This is a genomic window from Mesorhizobium sp. (genome assembly GCF_004962925.1).
Lineage (GTDB): Bacteria > Pseudomonadota > Alphaproteobacteria > Rhizobiales > Rhizobiaceae > Mesorhizobium.
Genome location: NZ_SUEO01000001.1, coordinates 1 through 18,713, shown reverse-complemented (window position 1 = coordinate 18,713; position 18,713 = coordinate 1). Strand labels below are relative to the sequence as shown.

Annotated in this window: 16 protein-coding genes and 3 pseudogenes; 10 read left to right on the top strand and 9 right to left on the bottom strand. The window is 58.1% G+C overall.

Annotated elements, in window-relative coordinates; all coding sequences use genetic code 11:
- Window positions 1–37: 37 nt before the first annotated feature.
- Entirely contained in the window at window positions 38–709 is a 672-nt protein-coding gene (locus tag E5W87_RS00090; RefSeq protein ID WP_292392891.1) for a hypothetical protein, read from the top strand.
- Window positions 702–2,417 carry a GMC family oxidoreductase gene (locus E5W87_RS00085; RefSeq protein WP_292392889.1) on the top strand — a complete coding sequence of 572 codons (1,716 nt, stop codon included), beginning with the start codon at window positions 702–704 and terminating at the stop codon, window positions 2,415–2,417. The genes E5W87_RS00090 and E5W87_RS00085 overlap by 8 nt, the downstream gene beginning before the upstream one ends.
- Before the next feature lie 66 nt (window positions 2,418–2,483).
- Here the strand turns inward: E5W87_RS00085 and E5W87_RS00080 are convergent, their stop codons facing one another.
- Window positions 2,484–3,617: a hypothetical protein gene (locus E5W87_RS00080; RefSeq protein ID WP_292392887.1), complete on the bottom strand. Its 1,134-nt coding sequence runs from the start codon at window positions 3,615–3,617 to the stop codon at window positions 2,484–2,486.
- Window positions 3,618–4,541: 924 nt separating this feature from the next.
- On the opposite strand from E5W87_RS00080, the gene E5W87_RS00075 reads away from it, so the two are divergent.
- The 3 genes from E5W87_RS00075 to E5W87_RS00065 all read left to right on the top strand — a co-directional run bounded on the left by E5W87_RS00075 (window position 4,542) and on the right by E5W87_RS00065 (window position 8,526).
- Window positions 4,542–6,461 carry a potassium transporter Kup gene (locus E5W87_RS00075; RefSeq protein WP_292392885.1) on the top strand — a complete coding sequence of 640 codons (1,920 nt, stop codon included), beginning with the start codon at window positions 4,542–4,544 and terminating at the stop codon, window positions 6,459–6,461.
- Between the two features lie 1,207 nt (window positions 6,462–7,668).
- Window positions 7,669–7,797, top strand: coding sequence for a DUF982 domain-containing protein (locus E5W87_RS00070; RefSeq protein WP_292392882.1), 129 nt, complete (start codon window positions 7,669–7,671; stop codon window positions 7,795–7,797).
- Between the two features lie 219 nt (window positions 7,798–8,016).
- Window positions 8,017–8,526, top strand: a complete 510-nt coding sequence (locus tag E5W87_RS00065) for a DUF892 family protein (RefSeq protein ID WP_292392880.1) — start codon at window positions 8,017–8,019, stop codon at window positions 8,524–8,526.
- Window positions 8,527–9,393: 867 nt separating this feature from the next.
- Here the strand turns inward: E5W87_RS00065 and E5W87_RS00060 are convergent.
- The 6 genes and pseudogenes from E5W87_RS00060 to E5W87_RS00040 form a co-directional block, all read right to left on the bottom strand.
- Window positions 9,394–9,564 (bottom strand): hypothetical protein, encoded by a 171-nt coding sequence (locus tag E5W87_RS00060; protein ID WP_292392878.1) that lies wholly within the window; start codon window positions 9,562–9,564, stop codon window positions 9,394–9,396.
- Between the two features lie 56 nt (window positions 9,565–9,620).
- A pseudogene (locus E5W87_RS35980) lies at window positions 9,621–9,755 on the bottom strand (hypothetical protein); the annotation flags it as partial.
- Window positions 9,756–9,789: 34 nt separating this feature from the next.
- A pseudogene (locus tag E5W87_RS35975) lies at window positions 9,790–9,846 on the bottom strand (hypothetical protein); the annotation flags it as partial.
- Between the two features lie 196 nt (window positions 9,847–10,042).
- Window positions 10,043–11,399 (bottom strand): annotated as a pseudogene (locus E5W87_RS00050) (cytochrome B6).
- A gap of 369 nt (window positions 11,400–11,768) precedes the next feature.
- The gene (locus E5W87_RS00045) at window positions 11,769–12,227 is read right to left on the bottom strand and encodes a sensor histidine kinase (protein ID WP_292392876.1); all 459 of its coding nucleotides are present in this window, start codon (window positions 12,225–12,227) and stop codon (window positions 11,769–11,771) included.
- Between the two features lie 468 nt (window positions 12,228–12,695).
- On the bottom strand, window positions 12,696–12,896 hold the full coding sequence (locus tag E5W87_RS00040; RefSeq protein ID WP_095486945.1) for a hypothetical protein: 201 nt from the start codon (window positions 12,894–12,896) through the stop codon (window positions 12,696–12,698).
- Window positions 12,897–13,422: 526 nt separating this feature from the next.
- Between E5W87_RS00040 and E5W87_RS00035 the strand changes: the two genes are divergently transcribed.
- The 5 genes from E5W87_RS00035 to E5W87_RS00015 all read left to right on the top strand — a co-directional run bounded on the left by E5W87_RS00035 (window position 13,423) and on the right by E5W87_RS00015 (window position 16,933).
- Window positions 13,423–13,704 (top strand): hypothetical protein, encoded by a 282-nt coding sequence (locus tag E5W87_RS00035; protein WP_292392874.1) that lies wholly within the window; start codon window positions 13,423–13,425, stop codon window positions 13,702–13,704.
- A gap of 972 nt (window positions 13,705–14,676) precedes the next feature.
- Window positions 14,677–15,675: a hypothetical protein gene (locus E5W87_RS00030; protein ID WP_292392872.1), complete on the top strand. Its 999-nt coding sequence runs from the start codon at window positions 14,677–14,679 to the stop codon at window positions 15,673–15,675.
- The gene (locus E5W87_RS00025; protein ID WP_292392870.1) at window positions 15,672–15,893 is read left to right on the top strand and encodes a hypothetical protein; all 222 of its coding nucleotides are present in this window, start codon (window positions 15,672–15,674) and stop codon (window positions 15,891–15,893) included. Before E5W87_RS00030 ends, E5W87_RS00025 begins: the two co-directional genes overlap by 4 nt.
- 569 nt (window positions 15,894–16,462) lie before the next feature.
- Window positions 16,463–16,642, top strand: coding sequence for a hypothetical protein (locus E5W87_RS00020; RefSeq protein ID WP_292392868.1), 180 nt, complete (start codon window positions 16,463–16,465; stop codon window positions 16,640–16,642).
- A 60-nt stretch (window positions 16,643–16,702) separates the two neighbouring features.
- Entirely contained in the window at window positions 16,703–16,933 is a 231-nt protein-coding gene (locus E5W87_RS00015) for a hypothetical protein (protein WP_292392865.1), read from the top strand.
- Between the two features lie 284 nt (window positions 16,934–17,217).
- Here E5W87_RS00015 and E5W87_RS00010 read toward each other — a convergent pair whose 3' ends face one another.
- Entirely contained in the window at window positions 17,218–17,640 is a 423-nt protein-coding gene (locus E5W87_RS00010; RefSeq protein ID WP_292392862.1) for a hypothetical protein, read from the bottom strand.
- A gap of 18 nt (window positions 17,641–17,658) precedes the next feature.
- Window positions 17,659–18,705, bottom strand: coding sequence for a hypothetical protein (locus tag E5W87_RS00005; RefSeq protein WP_292392860.1), 1,047 nt, complete (start codon window positions 18,703–18,705; stop codon window positions 17,659–17,661).
- Between the last annotated feature and the right edge of the window lie 8 nt (window positions 18,706–18,713).

Sequence of the window (18,713 nt, the reverse complement as noted above, 5' to 3'; positions counted from 1 at the left end):
AAAACCTAAGGCGCGCGATTAGTCGCGTGGGGGGCAAATGGTAGAAACCAATCGCCGAGTATTCATGAAGGGCGCGACTGCCATAGCGCTAGGCGGCGCGACTGCTTTAGTCGGCACTGCCGCGCAAGGAGCAAACGCCACCGATCATGAGGCATTTATTGCCCTGTCCGTCACGCTGACGGGTTTGACCGCAGCCGAACTGCCCGCAATGGTCGAACAAAATGACGCCTTAGGCGTGCGGCTTAAGCTCTACGAGATTTATTTTGAGCGGTTGCGCTCCAGCTATCCAGCAGAATTCCGTGAACTGCTCGTAGCGTGGCGAGAGGTTGAAGATAAGCCAGATCATGAGCTAGTACTGTCGGAAAAGCTTGCAGCAATGGATCCGGCAGCGGAGCGGCTACGTGTAGCCGCCCGTCAGGTTGTTAAGATTTGGCTCTTATCAACTATCGACGACCCAAGAACCAAGCCAGACGTCAAGACTGGAAGAAACAACGGGCAACTTGGCGGCGACCTTGGGCAGTATCAATATTCCGCAATTTGGAAGCTGATTGGCGCCCCTGTTCCGGGATACTCAAGCTTTTCTCATGGATATTGGGTAAATAAGCCAGGTATTAAATTGGACGCGGGCGCTGCGTATTCGCTTCTGCCTATTTCGACTGACCTTTTGCTTCCGGATATCGGTACAATTGTGGAGCTACCAGATGGCTGAATATGATATGGTCATCATCGGCTCCGGAGTTGCCGGAGCATTGTGCGCGGCGGGCCTTTCAGAGACAGGCAGGAAGATCCTGGTCCTTGAAGCTGCACAAAACGGCTTGGGAGTGGCCCAGCGTGAGCAGTTCCGGCGGGTCTGGGATCCGGCTCCTGGCAAGTCGTGGAATACTCCTTACCTCCGCACTGCCGGTATAAGGTACTATCCAAGCCCCGGCTCGGCTGACACGAGGATCTATTTTGATCAGCCCGACGCCGTGAAATCCCTCTTAACATTCAAGGGCTACTACCAGCGGTTGGCGGGGGGCTCAACCTGGGCCTGGCGGGGCAACACTCCTAGAATGATGCCGGGGGATTTTCAACTAAGGTCAAAATATCTCTCGAAGGTCTCACCCGACGATTACGGCGGAGCAAACGTTGTTGACTGGCCACTGTCGTACGATGATCTGAAGCCGTGGTATCTGAAAGCAGAGCATGAGCTCGGCGTTAGCGGCAATGCCGAGGAATGGGAGGCGCTGACCCCTCGCGACGGCGCCAAATACCCCATGCCTGGGCAGCCGAAAAGCTACAGCGATCTGACGCTAATCACCCGCATGGGAGCGAAGACAGTAATATTGGATGGTGAAGAGCTTCCGGTCGAGATTATCACCATGGCACAGGCGCGGAATACGGAGGCCTATGACGGCAGGCCGGCGTGCGAAGGCAATCACAACTGCATTCCCCTGTGTCCGACGGGCGCCAAGTACGATGCAACCGTTCACCTCAAGCGGGCCGCTCGCAATGGTGTGGAGATCCGTACTGGCTGCGTGGTTACCAAATTAGATGCTTCCCCCGACGGTCACATCTCTCGAGTTCTCTACAAGCAGTGGGACTCCGAGAGCCCGCAGATGGAGCGGGCTGTCACCGGTACTACTGTGATTTTGGCGGCCAATCCTATCGAGACACCAAAAATTTTGTTCAACTCCGGCCTCTACGCTGAAGATGATCCGTATGTGGGCAAGCATTTGATGGATCACATACAAGGCGAGTGCCTAGCCCTAGCCCCTGAAGCCATATTCCCTTTCCGAGGGCCACAAACACTCTGCGGAATTGATTCACTTCGGGACGGGAATTACCGGTCTAAATTCGCTTCTTTCCGCCTCACGTTGGGTAATGACGGCTGGGGTCGCGCAGGAAATCCAACGTCGGTTGTCGAAGAGAATCTAAACCCGGCCGAACCATCCACTTTTAGTATTGGAAAGACTCTGAGACATAAGACCGTCGACAAGCTGACGAGGTTGGTCCGTTTCGGGTTCTCGGCCGAACAGCTTCCTCAGCCTGACAATCGAGTTGAGCTGTCAGACAAACTGGACGATCTTGGAATTCGCCGACCTAAGATCCACTACGCTGTTCACAAATACACCCAAGAGGCGCTACAGCAAGGATACCGGATATCAAAAGAATTATTTGCCGCCATGGGGGCAAGTCACGTCGGGGAGGAGAAATTCCCCCTCGATGATTGGAACACGGCAGCGCATCCCATGGGCACATGTCGTATGGGAAAAAATCCCAGCGACTCTGTCGTCGACAAATTCGGAAGGTGTCACAACCACAAAAACCTTTTTGTCGTAGGAGCCAGCGTTTTCCCGACGGGATCGGCGACAAATCCTGTGCTGACTTTGGCGGCCCTTACATTAATGGCCCTGGGCGAAATGGGTAAGACATGAGGGATTGCACGGCCGGACAGCGCGCTCATCTCGGCGATTGGTGCGCCTCATCGCCTCTCCGGCCCGTCAAGGCAGTACACCCACGTCATACGGTGTGAGGAAGCTCTCCGGCAAGGGCTCACGTTGGTCGTTGACGATCTCAATAGGGCGCGACTCAAAAACGACTTCGCCCGTCTTGTAGGCGAACGCACCTTCTTTCGTGATTAGAGAGCCCATCGCGAATTTCCGTGATTTGTTCCAATCGCCTTTTGCTGCCAAGAAGTCGCTCAGCAATACGATCTGCTCATCGTTGGATCGCATGTAGTCTAGCAGCGTGGTTGACTCACCAAGCGCTTCTTTGCGCCCGACCCAATCGACGCATCGTCGAAACAGCTTCGGATCGAAACATCTTGAACGGAAGGAGTCCACCCCATTGTCGTCGCGATCGGTGTCGCGCATAGACTTTGTCGTCCAGAGCTCGGGCTCGAAATCGCGAAGCTGGCTCGAGACATTGCTTCTCAGTTGCGATCTGGGAGCGCCGCCTGCACCGTGTGACGCAAAGAGATCGGTAAGTCGCTTCATTTCGTCGATTGCCATGCTGCCGTAGAACGAGCAGAAGGCGAAACCCTGTGACAGAGCATAATCGTTCAAGACAATCTCTTGGCCATTGCCGATGAGAGTGACGTATCCGATCACTCGGCCGTAGACATCGACTGAGCCATTGATGCCGTCGGCCAGGATTCTAACCTTCGCGGGGACCAGAACTTCCGGCGTGGCCGAGTTGAACGAGCCGATGCCAAGCAGTGCCCTCAGGCCGTTGGCGAACAAATCGGTGCAGAGCTTTCCGTATGGCTGACGGTAAGAATTTTGCCGAGCGATGTGCTTGGCGATCCATTTGGCGTAGTCGCCATCAAACATGCCTTCACGATAGTTGGGCGAGTAGTGAGTCTCAGGCGCATCGATGCCCTGCAGCCGAACCGAGAGCGACACTCCTCCGGCTTTACGCAGGATCGACCTGAATTTCTCTTCGCCTGGATTATTGTCATCGGGTTGAAACGTGCCGCCTCTTTCAAAAAACGCCCCAACATTCCTCGTGGTGCCGTTCACGAAATACTGAGCCGACGCAAGGTCGGGAACGAACTTCAAGGTGTCAACGTCCGATGAGCCGTGAGGCCAATATTGAAAGATGTCGACTTTACCCAGGATATCTACGAACCCCATTTCCAGCCCCGTCGTTCAATTTAGAGCAGAATGGATTCCCGTGTGAAATTTTGCAAGGAACATCCACGAGCTTCGAACGCGCCGTCTATCTGAAACCATCAGCTCGGGCCATTAATGGATGGATTGGTCCAAGATAACTTGTTAATTGCCGGTCCCTGTGATTCGGGCCCCGTTATTGATCGTTGGCGAGTCAGAGAGATTCATGCTCCGGTTGGCCATGAGCTCACTGGGAGGTGAATACCGGCCGGCGGGTCATGACTGTCAGTGGGTGAACTTCGGCATCCCGAAATCCGATTCCACCTCGGGAATGGCTGCTCTGGGTCAGATCACGTCGGTGCCCCTGGGGGCCCGAAGGTCTGCTTCTTATAATCCGAGCCTCAAAGCAGCAGTCAGCATTTCGGCCTGACTCCAGCATTGGCTGCTGGTCACTAAGCTCTGCAATTGGCGCGATCCCCATCAAATCTGGAGGGCGAACGGCGCCCAGGTTTTTAATGGGGTGTCTTCGAGTTCGTTCATGGCTTCGCTCATTTTTCGCAGCGCAGTCGCCATGCAAATATGCGATCTTCTGCACGACGATCACTCGGATCTTGACGCGCGCTTCCGGCGGACAGAAACCGTGACCGGTCGCTGATGTCTTGGGCTGGCAGGGCTTGGAGAATCATGGCACGCTGGAGAAATAGGCGTTGTTAGCCCCTAGATGCTCGAGCCTCTAGGTCCTCTGGTTCCGGCCGGTGATACATCCGGAATGGTTTGGCGGACGGAGCTTCAGCATAGTCTCGCAAAAATTCCCAAGCCGCTTCGGGGCTGACGAGTCTGCGAAGCCGACGAGCGATAGGCAATACCGAGACGCAGACATTACGTGACGGCACTTGATATTGCAGTGCAGCAAGCGTAGAGCACCGCCCGCTTATCGGAGTGTCGTCCATGGCCCTTACCAATGCTGGTAACGAGGCAGAATCTGTCGAACAATCGAGCCATTCTGAGGTCGAGCAGCACAGCACCAAGGTGCTGATGTTGGGCGCGCTCGGCGTGGTTTACGGCGATATCGGCACCAGCCCGATCTATGCATTCCGAGAGGCGTTGCACGCATCGGCCGGTGGCAACGTCGCCAACCGTGGCGACATCCTCGGCGTACTCTCGCTGATCATCTGGTCGCTGACGATCACCGTCACCATCAAATACATCATGTTCGTGCTCCGTGCCGACAATCGCGGCGAGGGCGGGGTGCTGTCGCTTATGGCGCTGGCGCGCAACAGTTTCCCGACGCGCTCGGCGGTGATCCTCGGCATCGGCATTGTCGGCGCGGCGCTTTTTTTCGGCGACGCAGTCATTACGCCGGCGATCTCGGTGCTGTCGGCGGTCGAAGGTATGAATGTCGTCACGCCGACATTCCAGCCCTATGTGGTGCCGCTGACACTGGCCATTCTGGCGGTCGTGTTCGCGGTACAGCGGTTTGGCACCGGCGGCGTAGGATTGGTGTTCGGGCCCGTTACCGCGCTGTGGTTCCTGGCCATCGGCCTTTCCGGCCTCAACCACATCATGGACGACCCGGAAATCCTGCTGGCAATCAGCCCGCATTACATCGTGTCATTCCTGATCAACTCGCCCGAAGTCACCTTCGTCACGGTTGGTGCGGTTTTTCTCGCCGTCACCGGCGCTGAGGCGCTCTATGCCGACCTCGGCCATTTCGGGCGCAAGCCGATTGTGCTTGCCTGGCTGGCCATCGTGTTTCCTTGCCTGTTGCTCAACTATGTCGGGCAAGGCGCCTTCGTGCTGGCGAATGGCGGTGTCGTCGGTCATCCCTTCTTCGAGATGAACGAAGGCTGGATGCTTATCCCGATGGTGGTGCTGGCGACGGCGGCGACCGTGGTCGCCAGCCAGGCGGTGATCTCCGGCGCTTTCTCGCTGACCAGGCAAGCAGTGCAGCTCAACATGCTGCCGCGCCTGGAAATCCTGCATACGTCGGAAAGACAATCCGGCCAGATCTACATGCCGCGCGTCAACATGCTACTGGCGCTCGTGGTGATGCTGCTGGTGGTCGGCTTTGGCGAATCCAGCAAGCTTGCCTCGGCCTACGGCATTTCGGTGACAGGCAACATGCTGGTGACGAACATACTGCTTTATGTCGTCATGACGCGCATCTGGAAATGGCCGCTCGGCGTCGCGATAGCCTTAATGGCGGTGTTCGTCTTCATCGATACCGGCTTCTTTGCAGCCAACATCGTCAAGGTACTCGAAGGCGGCTGGGCCTCGCTTGCCATTGCCGCAGTGATCGTGATGACCATGTGGACTTGGATAAGAGGCACCAGGTATCTATTCGACAAGACGCGCAGGAACGAGATTCCGCTCGAGTCCCTTGCAGGCAATCTGTTGAAGAGGAAACCGCAGCTGATGTCCGGTACGGCCGTGTTCCTGACCAGCGATCCCGCCAGCGCGCCGACCGCGTTGATGCACAGCCTGAAGCACTACAAGGTGCTGCACGAACAGAATGTCATCCTCTCGGTGGTGACGGCGCAACAACCCGTCGTGCCCGACAGTGACCGGGTCAAGATGGAGACCGTGAACGAGCTGTTCATGCGGGTGACGCTGACCTTCGGCTACATGGAGCAGCCAAACATTCCGCGTGCGCTGGCGATCTGCCGCAAGCAGGGCTGGAAATTCGACATCATGACGACCTCTTTCTTCCTGTCGCGGCGCTCGCTCAAGGCCTCGCCCAATTCCGGCATGCCGGTCTGGCAGGACAAGCTGTTCATCGGGCTGGCGCGCACGGCGGCCGACGCAACGGAATATTTCCAGATCCCGACCGGACGCGTCGTCGAGATCGGGACACAGGTGGCGATTTAGTGCATGCCGCAGTTCAGCAGCTGAGAAGCCACTTGAGCGTGTCCATAGAAAGCGCCTCACTGAATACCAAACATCCCCATCCTCTGTTTGGTACGTTTCCAACTCTTGATTTCTTTAGGAATGACCCAAGGATCGCTGCTTGGGTTCTGTCTCGGGAGGCGCGACTTCGGTGAGCAGAACTCTAGCAGCCCTTTCCCAGACTCTCCGCATGAATCGGAGTAGCCTGCTTCCATCGGCGATTTACATCATGGGCATCGCCGTTGAGCGACGGCCACGCTTCCGCCCTAATGGGAGGAACAGCTATGGTCAGTAACACCAGCTCAATGAGTGGCATTGCCTATCCCAGCGACCTGGCTTTGTTGAAGCAGGTCTTTGATCGTGTCTGCGCCGAGACAGGTATCTCCGTTTAGTAGCATGCAGGCGAAGCGCCTGAGCGTGAGCGTAATGGCACTGTTCTCGGACGGCGAGTTCGACGAGGCCGTTCTTTATGAACGCCTTAAGCTTGATGCCCGCTCCCTGCCCAGAACGGGCAGCGTATGACCTCCGATCATCAGGAAGTCCTCACGAGCCTTGTAGCTCGTTATGAAGCCGTAGTGTCGATACAGGACCGGATCGTTGAGCACGACCGGCGTTTCGGCCTAGCATGAATTGGATGAAGGCCTACTGGAGCGGCTGCTCGTCTCTTACGGAAGGCCCGCGTCGCCCTGGAGCGCGAGATTGGGCCTACTTTTTAGTCCCGCTGTAACTATCGTTGGAGGTCCGCCCACCGAGAGGAATTGGCGACGGACCTCGACAGTGGCTGCACCGAGACGGATCTGCACGTCTTTAACCGACGTGGACCTGCATTTGTTCCCCTAATGCAACCATTCCCATCTGCGGGTTACGCAAAAGGCCGGGGACCTCGGCTGACATGATAAAGCGCGACATAGCTGGGCATAAGTCCCGCCGTTCGGGAGTCGATCGGAACCGAAGACAATCGTTGTCATGTACAGAAGCTGTTTGGGCCAGTCGACACAGAGCTAAGCCCAACCCTAGCTTCATTACTTGAGGCGATTGGTAAGACCAGAGACGACGAAGCTCTATAGCCGCCCTACATTCCCCTAATGGTTACCTATTGGTTCTCCCCTCCGGTGTACGTCAAGACCGACCGGCCTGGGAGTAAACCACCTAGAGGGTGCAGCCGAGGAACTCATGAAGTGGTCCAAGCGTGGACCTGTGGAGGAAGGCGGTCCAGGCCTGCGTTGACGCGTTTGAGAACCGGGCGATCCCGATGGATGTCCGTCAGGCCTTCGAGGCTGCTGCCAAGGAGGAGGGGGTGCTACGGTCCCGTGAGTAGCGCTCCGGGTTTGTTGTCTACTGCCGGCCCAATCACCGGAGCGAGTCAGAAGCATGCCGGACGGGTGTCTGAAGACACCAAAACCCGTAGCGACGCAGGCCGTTCGGGAGTGCATCAAAGCCGTGTGAAGCATTTCAAGGGCGAGGAGACCTAGGGCCCGCTTCACTAGGAACAATCTCACTGTTCGGCAGTTCTCTTTTGTCAAAAAGGAGATTTCAAATGTCAGAGGCGCGAGAATGGCTGGTGCAATGGCTTCGGGACGCTCATGCCATGGAAGAGCAGGCCGAAACAATGTTGAACGGGCAGCTAAGCCGTATTGAGAACTATCCGGAACTCAGCGACCGAATCCGTCTGCACCTTGATGAAACGAGGGAACAGGCTGCTCGGCTGAAAGCCTGTCTCGACCGGATGGATGAGGGTTCATCCACTATGGAGGATGCTGGCGGAAAGTTGACTGCCCTGGCGCAATCCTTGAGTGGCGTCTTCGCAGGCGACGAGGTGATGAAGGGCTCCCTTGCGAGCTACACGTTCGAACACATGGAAATCGCCTCCTACACGATCCTCATTGCCGCCGCTGAATCGCTGGGCGAAACCGAGGTCGTGCGGGCTTGCGAAGAGAACCTGCGAGAGGAGGTCGCCATGGCGGAATGGTTGAAAGACCATCTTCCGTCGACAACCGAGGAGTTCCTCGCGAGGGCCGAAACGGACAGCGACTCTGCCAAGCGCTGATCTGCTGCACCTGGCTGAGCGGTGCCTGGCGTCGGACGCGCAGCCCGTCACTCCAGTCGGTCACGTCGCCTCGAACAAAGAGGGTCGTCGGCTCGCCCCATTCGCCCCGCCGAGTTAGCATCATGGGACCACGCAATAGCCGCGGCATGTTTGCTCGCAAGAGCGTTCGCGGTCCTTACTGCCCGATCTTCCGACTGCTGCTCTGCTGGACCGAAGACAGCCTGAAGGTGCCCGGTCTCGTCGGCGTCGAAGGCGGTGACCACAATGAATTGGGAGCCTTCTGCTGCGGCAGGAGCTGTCTAGCATGCTGACTGCCTTCCTCTGCCGCGAACCTGTTCGGTGTCGCTGGGACCATCTTCGGCGGTGCCATCCCTGCTAAACTCATGACTCAAAGTAGCGGCCGCTAGAGCCAGCCCACGCTCCAGGGCAGCGTTGGCGACGAGAAGCGCCTTGACTACTTCTCTGGCCCCACGATGGGAACCTATGGCCTCGTTGGTCGCGAGCTTCCAGTCGGCAGCATCAAGTTGCTGTTCCTGCGATCTCCGCTTTGTTGTCCCGTGCCTGTTGGTCTCTCTGGGCTGTCCAGCGGCACGTGTTGGGTGGAAGACGTTGGCTCGGCACCGAATGGAAGCTCAGCAATGCCACGGGGCTGGGCAGCTTCTGATATTCAGTGCTGGGTTCTGCAAAGCAAGCGCAGCTTCCAGCGGCGTGACCTGAAGGGATATTCGGGGACATTGAGCCGGAATTCGCGGGGAATGAGCTGCGAGCGAGCGAAGGTTTCCATCATCAAGGCGACAAAACTGCATGGCCGGCCGTGGGCAATTTAAGCACTGGGTCCGCCGTTTTACGTGGCGCGCGCTAACCCATTCACTTTCTTGGCGGCCCCGAAGCGGCGTCGGCGAGCGCCTGGCTTGCGAGTTTTGCTTTGATGTCGCGCGCCATCCGCAGATGCTCGAGCACAGTCGGCAAAGTATCTGAGCCGAAATGCTGGAGGTCGGTATCCTGGCCCGAACCAATCTCCCATTCGAGCAGTTGCACAGTCTCTGGTGATCGGTGATCTGGCCGCTGATATAGGCGAGGTCGAACGCAGCCCCTTCGAGCTTTTCAAGCTTGGCGCGCAGCTGCTTGTGCTCGTCGTCGAGCCCCTGCGGTAGTGGGATCTTGTCGGCTTCGGCAAGCGATTTCAGTTTCGTTTGCCGCTGAGTGGTCGTCGACCATGCGGCTGGCAAATTCCTTGATGGCGGAATGGCCGGATTTTTTCGCAAGATTACCGAAATCGACTTCTGCCGTGCCGCCGGCCGTGGCGAATTGCGCGAACAGCCGCTCCTGCTAATTGGTCTGGTGGGGCATGGGCTGACCCGGCGAGGCCATCAACGTATCCGGAGCATTGCCGGGCCGGGTTTCCGATCTGCGCAAAGAGAGGCGATGCGCAGAGTGCCGTAAGGCCCAAGGTCGTTGCAAGAACACGCATGAAAACCTCCACCGAAGATGTGCCGACCGGTCGGCCTGCCGCGTGTCAAAGTGCGAGCATATAGGCGACGAGATCATCCTTCTCGTCCTGGGTGAGCTTGACGCCGAGCACCAGGTTGAAGAACTCCACCGTATCGGCCAGCGTCATCAGACGGCCGTCATGCAGATAGGGTGGCGTGTCCTTGATGCCGCGCAGCGTAAACGTCTTGATCGGCCCGTCCGGCAGTTCCACCATGTCGTTGACGGTCCGCCCGGGTTTGTAGAAGCGCTCCAGTTTCAAATCGTGCATGTTGTTGTCCATGAACGATGTTTGCGGGTCATGGCATGCCGAGCAGCGGCCCTTTCCCATGAACACCCGCTCGCCCGCCAGCTCCTTTTCGCTGGCCATGGCGGGATCGAGCTTTCCGAACGCATCGAGCTTCGGCGCCGGCGGAAAGTCGATGATGTTCTGCATCTGCGCCATCATCGCCACCTGATTGGTGCGGTCTGGTAGGTTGACGCCTTTCCTGGTAGCACTGATATGGTCGCCGTTGAAATAGGCGGTGCGTTGCTCGAATTCGGTGAAATCCTCGACTGAACGCAGCGACCGTTTCGACCCGTGGATTTGTTGGTTGAACAGGCCGCGCAGGCTGGTCGAATCGAGGCGGAAGCGCGCTGCCTGCGGCCTGATATCGGGCGTTAGATGAAAGGCGGCATTGGTGTTGAAATTGGCGTGGCAATCGAGGCAGGCGACGCCCATGATTTGCGCGGCGACCTTGCGGTCCTCGGTCTGATTGAATTCCTCCTGTGGGAACGGCGTCAACAGAAGCCGCAGACCCTCCATCTGCACCGGTGTGATGATGCCGTTCATGGTTTCGTAGTAGTTGCGGATCGTCAGCAGCTCGCCGCGCGACAGATCGCCGAGTTCCGGATGAGTGGTCAGGAATATCGGTGACGGGAATTCCGGGGTGAGGTAATCGGGAAGATCGAAGTCGACGTCGAAGCGCCTCAGGTCGCGTCCTTCCTGCCGGCCGACCTCGCGGATCTCCTCTTCCGGAAAGACCTGGCCTCCGGCCGCCTGTTTGACATGCGGCAGCGGCAGGAAGCCGTCAGGCAGCAGATCGCGGTCGCGGATCTCGCCAGGGCTCATCTCCGCCAGGCCCTGCCAGGTCTGGTCGTTTGCCAGCTTCACGCGGACGCCCTCCTGGACCGGCTTGGTGCCGCCGGACATTTTCACGCCCGGCATGGGACGATCCCAAAGGTCGTATCGCGCCTCCCAGCAAGGCCTTCTGGCGCGCCATCACGCGTGGCTTCTGTGCCTCGTCGTCGGCCTTGACTGCCGCGAACGGACGGGCCGGCAGCGGCCTCCTCCCCTTCTCAACGTACCATTCTGGGAGGAATGCATCGCTGCGCATGTGCAACATGCCGTTGAAATAATGAAGGGCAAAGGGTGGTCGGTTCGCGTGACGGTCAATGGTACCACTACCACGGTCCCTTTCACAGCTGAGAGCTACGCGCGCTTGTTTGCAGACGGTCAGGCCTTCCGGCTGGGCGTTCAGGTGGCGGAGCTCAAAAGGTCGGCTTAGCAGCGGGGTTTTGTCCCAATCGTTCATGCGGGCTCCGACCTGGTGCTGCCAGGGGCCGGGCGGCCTCAGCGGCCCGAATGGCGATCCCAGCACGCAACGTGCATCCTGGCACCGTAGAATCGCTGAAGAAAGTCGCGCAGCGAGCTCTTTAATTGGTGGCTTCGGCTGCTGCCACAGGCTGCAGGCTAGTTCGTCGCGTTCGGCAGGTCACTCAGGAGTACGCTGGAACGAGCCTCGTTTCGCGCAATGGCAACGCCATAGTGAAACGCAGGCCGCCGGGATTGTAATGCAGTTGATCTTCGCATTGCATTGCACTGTAACCACTCTTTCCAGCAATGTCGTTCCAAAGCCTCGTCGACTCGGCGGCTGCACAATGGGGCCGTCCCGCTCCTGCCAATGAAGATGCAGGACCTGCTCACCTGCGGAATCCGGTATCCACCATTGCACTTCAAGGCGGCCTTGCGGGCGCGACAGGGCGCCGATTTTTGCTGAGTTGGAGGCAAGTTCATGAAACGCCATGCCGACAGGTATCGCAATATCGGCGACGAGGGCCACATTCGGACCATGCAGTGAAATTCGCGGCTCGCCATGGATCTCGTAGTGGCTCAGTTCGGCCTCAAGCAACTTCTGTAAAGAGGCCGTCTGCCAATAGTCGTCTGTAAGCATTGAGTCGCGTGTCGACAAGCGACACGATTCTCGCGTATATATTGTGCTCGCCACGGAGGTGCTTGACGCGCAGCTTGACCTCCACCGGCTGCACCCACTGGGTCGCGGGTCGCTTCACGCCGCAGCGTTCGTCGTGTTGACGGCCATCGGCTCGGTTGAGCGCAGGGCAAGACTGATAATTTTCCTCGCCCTTACCGGCGCCGGGATCGAGATCCTGCAGGGCACGCAAATAATAAGTCGCGACATGGACATATTCGACTGGTTTGCCGATTGTGTCGGCATCGCGTGCGGGCTCGCGATTGCAAGCTGGACAAAGAAGTTAGTTAGCGGATTCTCCTAGGTCACGACCTGTCAAGCTGGGGCTAATTGGCCGCGTGAAGCACTTGCCTGCTAGCAAAATCGCCGCGCCGGTCGGCCGCGTGTTCGAAGTCCTTGAAGCCTTGGAGACCCGCAAAGTGGCATACTCGCCTAAATGTCGTGGTCGCGGGTCAGTCGCTCGACCGTTTCGATGATCGCCTTGGCCAGCGCCTCGCCCTCGTTCACGGGTAACGGGCCATAGAGCACGTTCACCGCCTCTTCGCTCGGCAGCACCCCGGCCGGACAGGTGAGCTCGATCGCGATGCGCACGAGCTGCAGGCCGGTTCTTTCCCCATAGATGTAATTTCTCATCCATGGCCAGCATACTGGCGCTGGGCTGGCGATCGTCAAGGCCTGCGGAGTTTGCGCGGATATAGAACGGCGGACGGACGACGCTATTGGAATCACGGAGCCACCGACGATCTTGCATGCTTCTCCCTCAGCCACGTCGAGCCGCGCCAAATATCCAGATGGGATATGGTTGGTGGGTCCCCATTCGGGGTCCGGGTGACCGAGGTCTGGGTCTGGAGGAATGATCCCCTGTTCTCTCCATTGAAAAAGACCATTATCGTTTCATAGAAGACTACGCGTCGCTTGCCGTCTGCGGATAAGAGGACCTTGGGTGTTTGTTTCATTCTTGCCCCACAGATTCCTTTGAAAATAATCAATCAGAAATCAATCACGGCGCGTGGTGGCAATAGTGCCCATTCAACGCCGCGAGTCTGGCGTGGCTCCCTCCGCCATACAATCGATTTTATCCGACGTGTCACATCCGCGTGATCTGGCGGTGCCCAATGAAACCGGCTAAGGGGGATCGCGGGTTTGGGGGAAAATTCTCGTGAATAGCCAAAAAGACGCAGAGCGTATCCGTGCCGAAATGTCGATCGCACAGGCGATTTATGACGCCATTTGCGAGATGAACGGATCTTCGTACAGGCAAGACAAAGAACCTTTGCGGTGGGACACTTCGTCGGGCACACCGTTGAGCCTGATGAGTATTGACGGCTTTTTCGAATTGCGGGAACTCGCCCGGCGCATAGCGTCGAAAATCGACACGCCTGCGCTGATCAGGCTGAAAAGCCACACCGCGCAACCGCCAAAAAAGATTGACTTCCACTAGGATAGATTTGCCATCGTGGGCCAGATGAACGTAGCCTCGTCGGCCAGGATCATTATCCCGCGTCTTCGTGCGCTCTTTCGAGTCCCGCCTGAACGATTCACAGCGTCCTCGAAACATCGACGCTGGTATAGAGTTCGGATTCGCCGGAGCTAACGGCGACGCCAAAGCCGGCCGTGTTGCTTGTTGTCGTGCAGAAATGCTCAATGGGGTACGCCTTCCCGGCGACAGCGGTTCCCCATCCAACCGAGTCAGTTTGGGCGTGAGGGCTGGTGTCCGCCACGGAACGCGAGCTCGGATGAGACGACCACTCGGTTTTGACGTGTGCTTCCCGCCGCAACAGAAACTCGGGTGGTCGCTGATGTCTTCGCCCGATCTCGCGAAGGAAGCCAACGGCTGGTAGGCGTCGGAGAAATGGCAAGGTGGAGCAATAGGCGTTAGGAGCCCCTAGATGTTCGGCCCTCTAGGTGCTCTGGTTCTGGCCGATACAATCGCTCCAAGCTCTCCGTCTTGAGTTATTGTAGACACCCGCGTGTGTATCCTGGGGGCCGGGGTCAGAAGGTGACCCAATGGAGACGCGAGGGGCAGGCGAGCGTTGCTCGGATGCGAAACATCCGCCCCTGGACGGCCTCTGACCAACAAAGGCTTAAGGGAAGGATGGCCGCTTTGCGCCTCATGCCGTTCATTGCTGCGAGAAGTCGATGATCCCCGAAAGCGGATGTCCGGAGTTCGGACAAACCGTGATTTTCGATCGGTGCCAAGCGCCTCCCGTTAAGTCGTGAGGGCTTCCCTTCGACTGCCAAATCGCGCAATGTTCGACATTTGTTCGCATTGCCAATTCGCTGGGGCATATTCAGCTTGGCTCGTGAAACAGGGGCGCCTCGGTGACCTTGTCACTGTCGATGGTGGGACGTAAGAACTATTTGACTTTGCTGGTTGAGTATGAGACGCACTGGCTGGGTTTTGGGGACGACAATGCCGTTTTTGAATCGTAAATCGATCTATAAAAAGATCGAGCGAGAGCATGACACAAAAGTTATCGCTTATGTCACCGGCGACCGACCAAATGCTGAAACTCAAATCGGCGCTGATTGTATAGATATTTTTGTTGATATACTCGACAAAATAGGCCCCACTAAGCGTATTTCACTCCTTCTTCACACCAACGGCGGAAACACTGCTGCTGCTTGGCGGTTAGTTAACCTCATAAAGACATTTTGTGACGAGTTCGAAGTATTCATCCCCTACAAGGCGATGAGCGCAGGCACCCTGATTTCGCTTGGTGCTCAGAAAATTGTTATGACCAAACAAGCGGCATTAGGCCCAATTGATCCTAGCCTCGTCCACCCGCTTGGTCCACATGTACCCAACGGCAATCAATTGGCCCGAATCCCTGTGAGCGTAGAGGCGGTGCGGGGCTATTTGGACGCGGCGGCCACCGATCTAAAAATTGACAACGTTGCCGTGCTTGGGTCCATACTGATGGATTTGGCCAGCAAGGTACATCCGCTCGTTTTGGGCGAGATATTTCGTTCTCGAGCACAGATCCGGTTCCTAGCTCTCAAGCTTCTAAAGGAGCACGTGAAAGATTCGGACAAGGTTCAGGCGATAATCGACTTCTTGTGCGCCGACTCTGGAAGCCATGATTATACGATGAACCGCCGAGAGGCGAGGGCTCTTGGCCTTCCTATTGCTACACCTAGTGAACAATTCTACGGTCAATTAAAGAAGCTTCACAAAGGCTACTCAAGTGAAATGAAATTGCTGGAACCGTTTAACCCGATGGTTATGGTCGGGCCGAACCAAGCCGTTAACTACCAATTGGTTCGGGGTTTGATAGAAAGCGTGAATGGCGGATCGTACGGATTCGTGTCAGAAGGTACCTTGACGCGATCCATTATGCAGGTACCTAACGGGCCGCAGGCGGAACAATTGAACGATCACCGGGTTTTTGAGGGGTGGAAAGCGCTATGATTTTCTTCAACCAAGATACTGATGCGACCCTGATCTACCGCGAGTCGACTGGATCACAGGTGATGAAGATGGACAGGACCGGAGATACCGGCAGTCTTCTCGATGTGATGAGAGATGCCGTAATTTGCATTGGGGCTCCTGGTATCTCATCGGATCGGATGCGCGAGCGTGTCCCGGAGCATCCTTGGGGCAATGTCGACGCCTACACCTCTGCCTAATTGCTTCCTCTGACAGTCGCCAAGGTGGCCGGCGGACTACCAGGAGCCGACCCGCGGCGCACACCGAGACGGAAGCGATTAGCCATGTGCGAAACAAGCCAGTAATTGCGCCAAAGATGGCGCCAATAGTGCACCCAGCCAGAGTAATCCTGGCACGGTGTCGGCCGCCTTCATACTGGGTGCGGCTGTAGGCTTGCTGGTGGGCCTCGTTGTTGTGGCCAGCGACCGACGCCGGGACCGCTGGATCTAATCACGCCGAATTATGGCAAGAGCCCGCTGACTAACGGTAGGCTGGCTCGTTTGCTTGATGGCCTGCTGCTGCTTGCGCAGAGCAAGATCGAGGCAGAGCGCGAGAAGCACGACGCGAGATGAGGGCGGCGGGAGCGGCGAGGGGTTTGCCATAGACCAGGAGCTGGTCGCAAACGTGGTGCACCGAATAAAGCATAAGCGGCGCGGCAGGCGAAGGTAGCAACATCGGGCGCGACCCCCTCGACTACATGCTGAAGGTCATGTGTTATGCGAAGGCGGACCAGGCAGGCGCGATGACATGGCGAAAGCGGCGGCTCCCTATGTCCATCCTGGCTACCATGCAGCACACCGGCCGCGGTGGCGGACCGATCCCGACCGTCGACCTGACAAAGCTGAGCGGTGATGACCCCGCACGTCTCGAAGACATCTTCGGTCCGCTTGCCGGACCCAGCGACCATGGTGCGCCTGATCAGGGCGGAGAAGGCGAGGCGGGAAGCTGAGGCTGAACGCGCCAGCGCGTTGCACATGATGCGGAAAGAATAAGGGCACGTTGCCAAACAATGGCCGGCTTCGTTCGTCAAGCCTCGCATGTGCTGGAGCCGACCACCAAGCTGGTCTGGAACCGGCATCTCGACGCGATCTGCCAACACCTCGAGGCGGTGACCGACGGCCGAATTACTCGGCTCTTAGCCAACCTGCCCCTGGCTCGTCGCCTCGTCCAAGTCGATGCTCGTTTCGGTCATGTGGCAGGCAGGGGAATGGGGCCGTGCGGTCTCGCCTCGATGCGCTAGCTGACGACATCGTTCAACGATGGGCCGGTCAAGTGCGACACGCGCAAGTGCCGCGACCTGATGCTGTCCGAATGGTATCGGGCGCTCTGGCCTGAAGTAGTGCTTACCAGGACCGGAGAGACCAGCTTTGCAACCAGCAGGACCGGCACGCGCGAGGTCGCATGTCGCGCACCGCCTGTTCCGCACGCGCCGAAGCTCCACACCGCTGGACGGCCCTCCACGCCGGCGTCGCCCGCTGGGGGACTTAGTCTGTGCTGCGCACGGACGTGGGCCTTCGTACCGGCCTAAGGCCTGGTCATCAGAGTATTCGTCAGAAATCGAAGGTATAGACGCGCGAGTATTACAAAGAACAAGAAGTCAAAGAGTGCGAACCACAAGAAACCGCCGCCGCAGAACAGCCAGATGATTGTCAGCCATAGCCGGCCGCCTAGCCCAATCAGGTTAGGGAGACGGACCCGGAACGGATCGATCAGTCCGGGCGTGTAAAGCGCTGACACGAGGATCAGCATCGCGCCCCAGCCGCGCACCCAGCCCGCGGGGATCGGACCGGGGAGGCCGAAAGTCGCCGAGATCCAGTGCGGAAGTAAGATGCACGCCAGCCCGATCAACAGGTGGAGGAACAAGTTGAGGCCGAGGGTACGCCGATAGAGCCCGCGGCTGGCCTCGGCCCGGGCGTTCGACCAGCCGATTGTGAGTGCTTCCGTCATGATCATGCCTCGCGTCTGTCAGAAAGTCAGCAGATAGGCGAGCAGTGCCGCCTTATTGGCGGGCGCCAACTCGACGCCGTAGAGATGGCCGCCCGAGCCGTTTCCGGGAAGCGTGGTATCGAAACAGAACGGCTTTGCGTCGGCTGCCGTGGCCGGATCACAGGAGGGCGAGACGAAGCCGCCATTGACCCCATCCACTAGGTCGAGCCCGCGCAGGAAGGTCCTCGGCCGCTCGGCCGGGGGCTTGAGCAGATCGGCCAGCGTCGGAACCGAGCCGTTGTGCAGATAGGGACCGCGCAGCCAGAGCCCGTCGAGAGGCAGATTAGCATAGCCGTCGGTCTTGCGGAAATGTCGGAAGTGGTATCGCGTGCCGGCGAACAGTTCGTCGATCTGCCGCTGACGGAACCAGTCGGCGTAGGAGTCAAGCCGGGCCCGATCGGTTCTTAGCCTAGTGATCGGTTCGACTTGGCCGAGATACTTGCCTTCAAAGACATAATGATGGGGTTCCTGAAAGCCGTGGCAGTCCGCGCAAGCGTTGCGGTAGATGGCGCGCCCGCGCTCGACGCTTTCACCGTTCGGGCGATTGGGGCTCGGCGGAGGGGTCAACGTCTTCAGCCAGTCTGCCACCCGATGGATCGCCTGGTGGTCGACGGTATAGGGCGTGACCCCCGCGCCGATGGCGGCGGAGAGGTTGCGCTCGTCTAGGCTGGCGTTGTTTCCGTCCCAATGCAGGTTCATGCCCGCGCGCGGGCCCTGTTCGAAGACCGCCGGAAGGTCGGCGACGCCGATCCTCTCTTCGGGGGTCAGATCCGCAGCGCGCACGCCGAACTGGATCAGCTTGTAGGGGTTGAACGTGTCGACCCGTCCAGGCCCCCAGGCCGGCTGCGACGACATCAGTGGTAGCAAGCGTTCGCGTGTGCTGATGAGGCCCTCCCGGAAACTCGGCAGCACGCCAACGCGCCACACCAGTTTGTCCAGCAGGCCGAGATGCGTGCCGTTTTGCTCCAGCAGCGGGAACAACCTGGCCGGTGCCAGGCGTTCATCAACCGAGAGTTTCAGCACCATGCGAACAA

Coding starts and splice junctions, on each gene's coding strand:
- E5W87_RS00025 (WP_292392870.1), top strand. CDS start 15,672: ATGATTTTCTTCAACCAAGATACTGATGCGACCCTGATCTACCGCGAG.
- E5W87_RS00090 (WP_292392891.1), top strand. CDS start 38: ATGGTAGAAACCAATCGCCGAGTATTCATGAAGGGCGCGACTGCCATA.
- E5W87_RS00040 (WP_095486945.1), bottom strand. CDS start 12,896: ATGAGAAATTACATCTATGGGGAAAGAACCGGCCTGCAGCTCGTGCGC.
- E5W87_RS00085 (WP_292392889.1), top strand. CDS start 702: ATGGCTGAATATGATATGGTCATCATCGGCTCCGGAGTTGCCGGAGCA.
- E5W87_RS00015 (WP_292392865.1), top strand. CDS start 16,703: ATGGCCGGCTTCGTTCGTCAAGCCTCGCATGTGCTGGAGCCGACCACC.
- E5W87_RS00080 (WP_292392887.1), bottom strand. CDS start 3,617: ATGGGGTTCGTAGATATCCTGGGTAAAGTCGACATCTTTCAATATTGG.
- E5W87_RS00030 (WP_292392872.1), top strand. CDS start 14,677: ATGCCGTTTTTGAATCGTAAATCGATCTATAAAAAGATCGAGCGAGAG.
- E5W87_RS00010 (WP_292392862.1), bottom strand. CDS start 17,640: ATGACGGAAGCACTCACAATCGGCTGGTCGAACGCCCGGGCCGAGGCC.
- E5W87_RS00045 (WP_292392876.1), bottom strand. CDS start 12,227: ATGCTTACAGACGACTATTGGCAGACGGCCTCTTTACAGAAGTTGCTT.
- E5W87_RS00075 (WP_292392885.1), top strand. CDS start 4,542: ATGGCCCTTACCAATGCTGGTAACGAGGCAGAATCTGTCGAACAATCG.
- E5W87_RS00065 (WP_292392880.1), top strand. CDS start 8,017: ATGTCAGAGGCGCGAGAATGGCTGGTGCAATGGCTTCGGGACGCTCAT.
- E5W87_RS00005 (WP_292392860.1), bottom strand. CDS start 18,705: ATGGTGCTGAAACTCTCGGTTGATGAACGCCTGGCACCGGCCAGGTTG.
- E5W87_RS00020 (WP_292392868.1), top strand. CDS start 16,463: ATGTCCATCCTGGCTACCATGCAGCACACCGGCCGCGGTGGCGGACCG.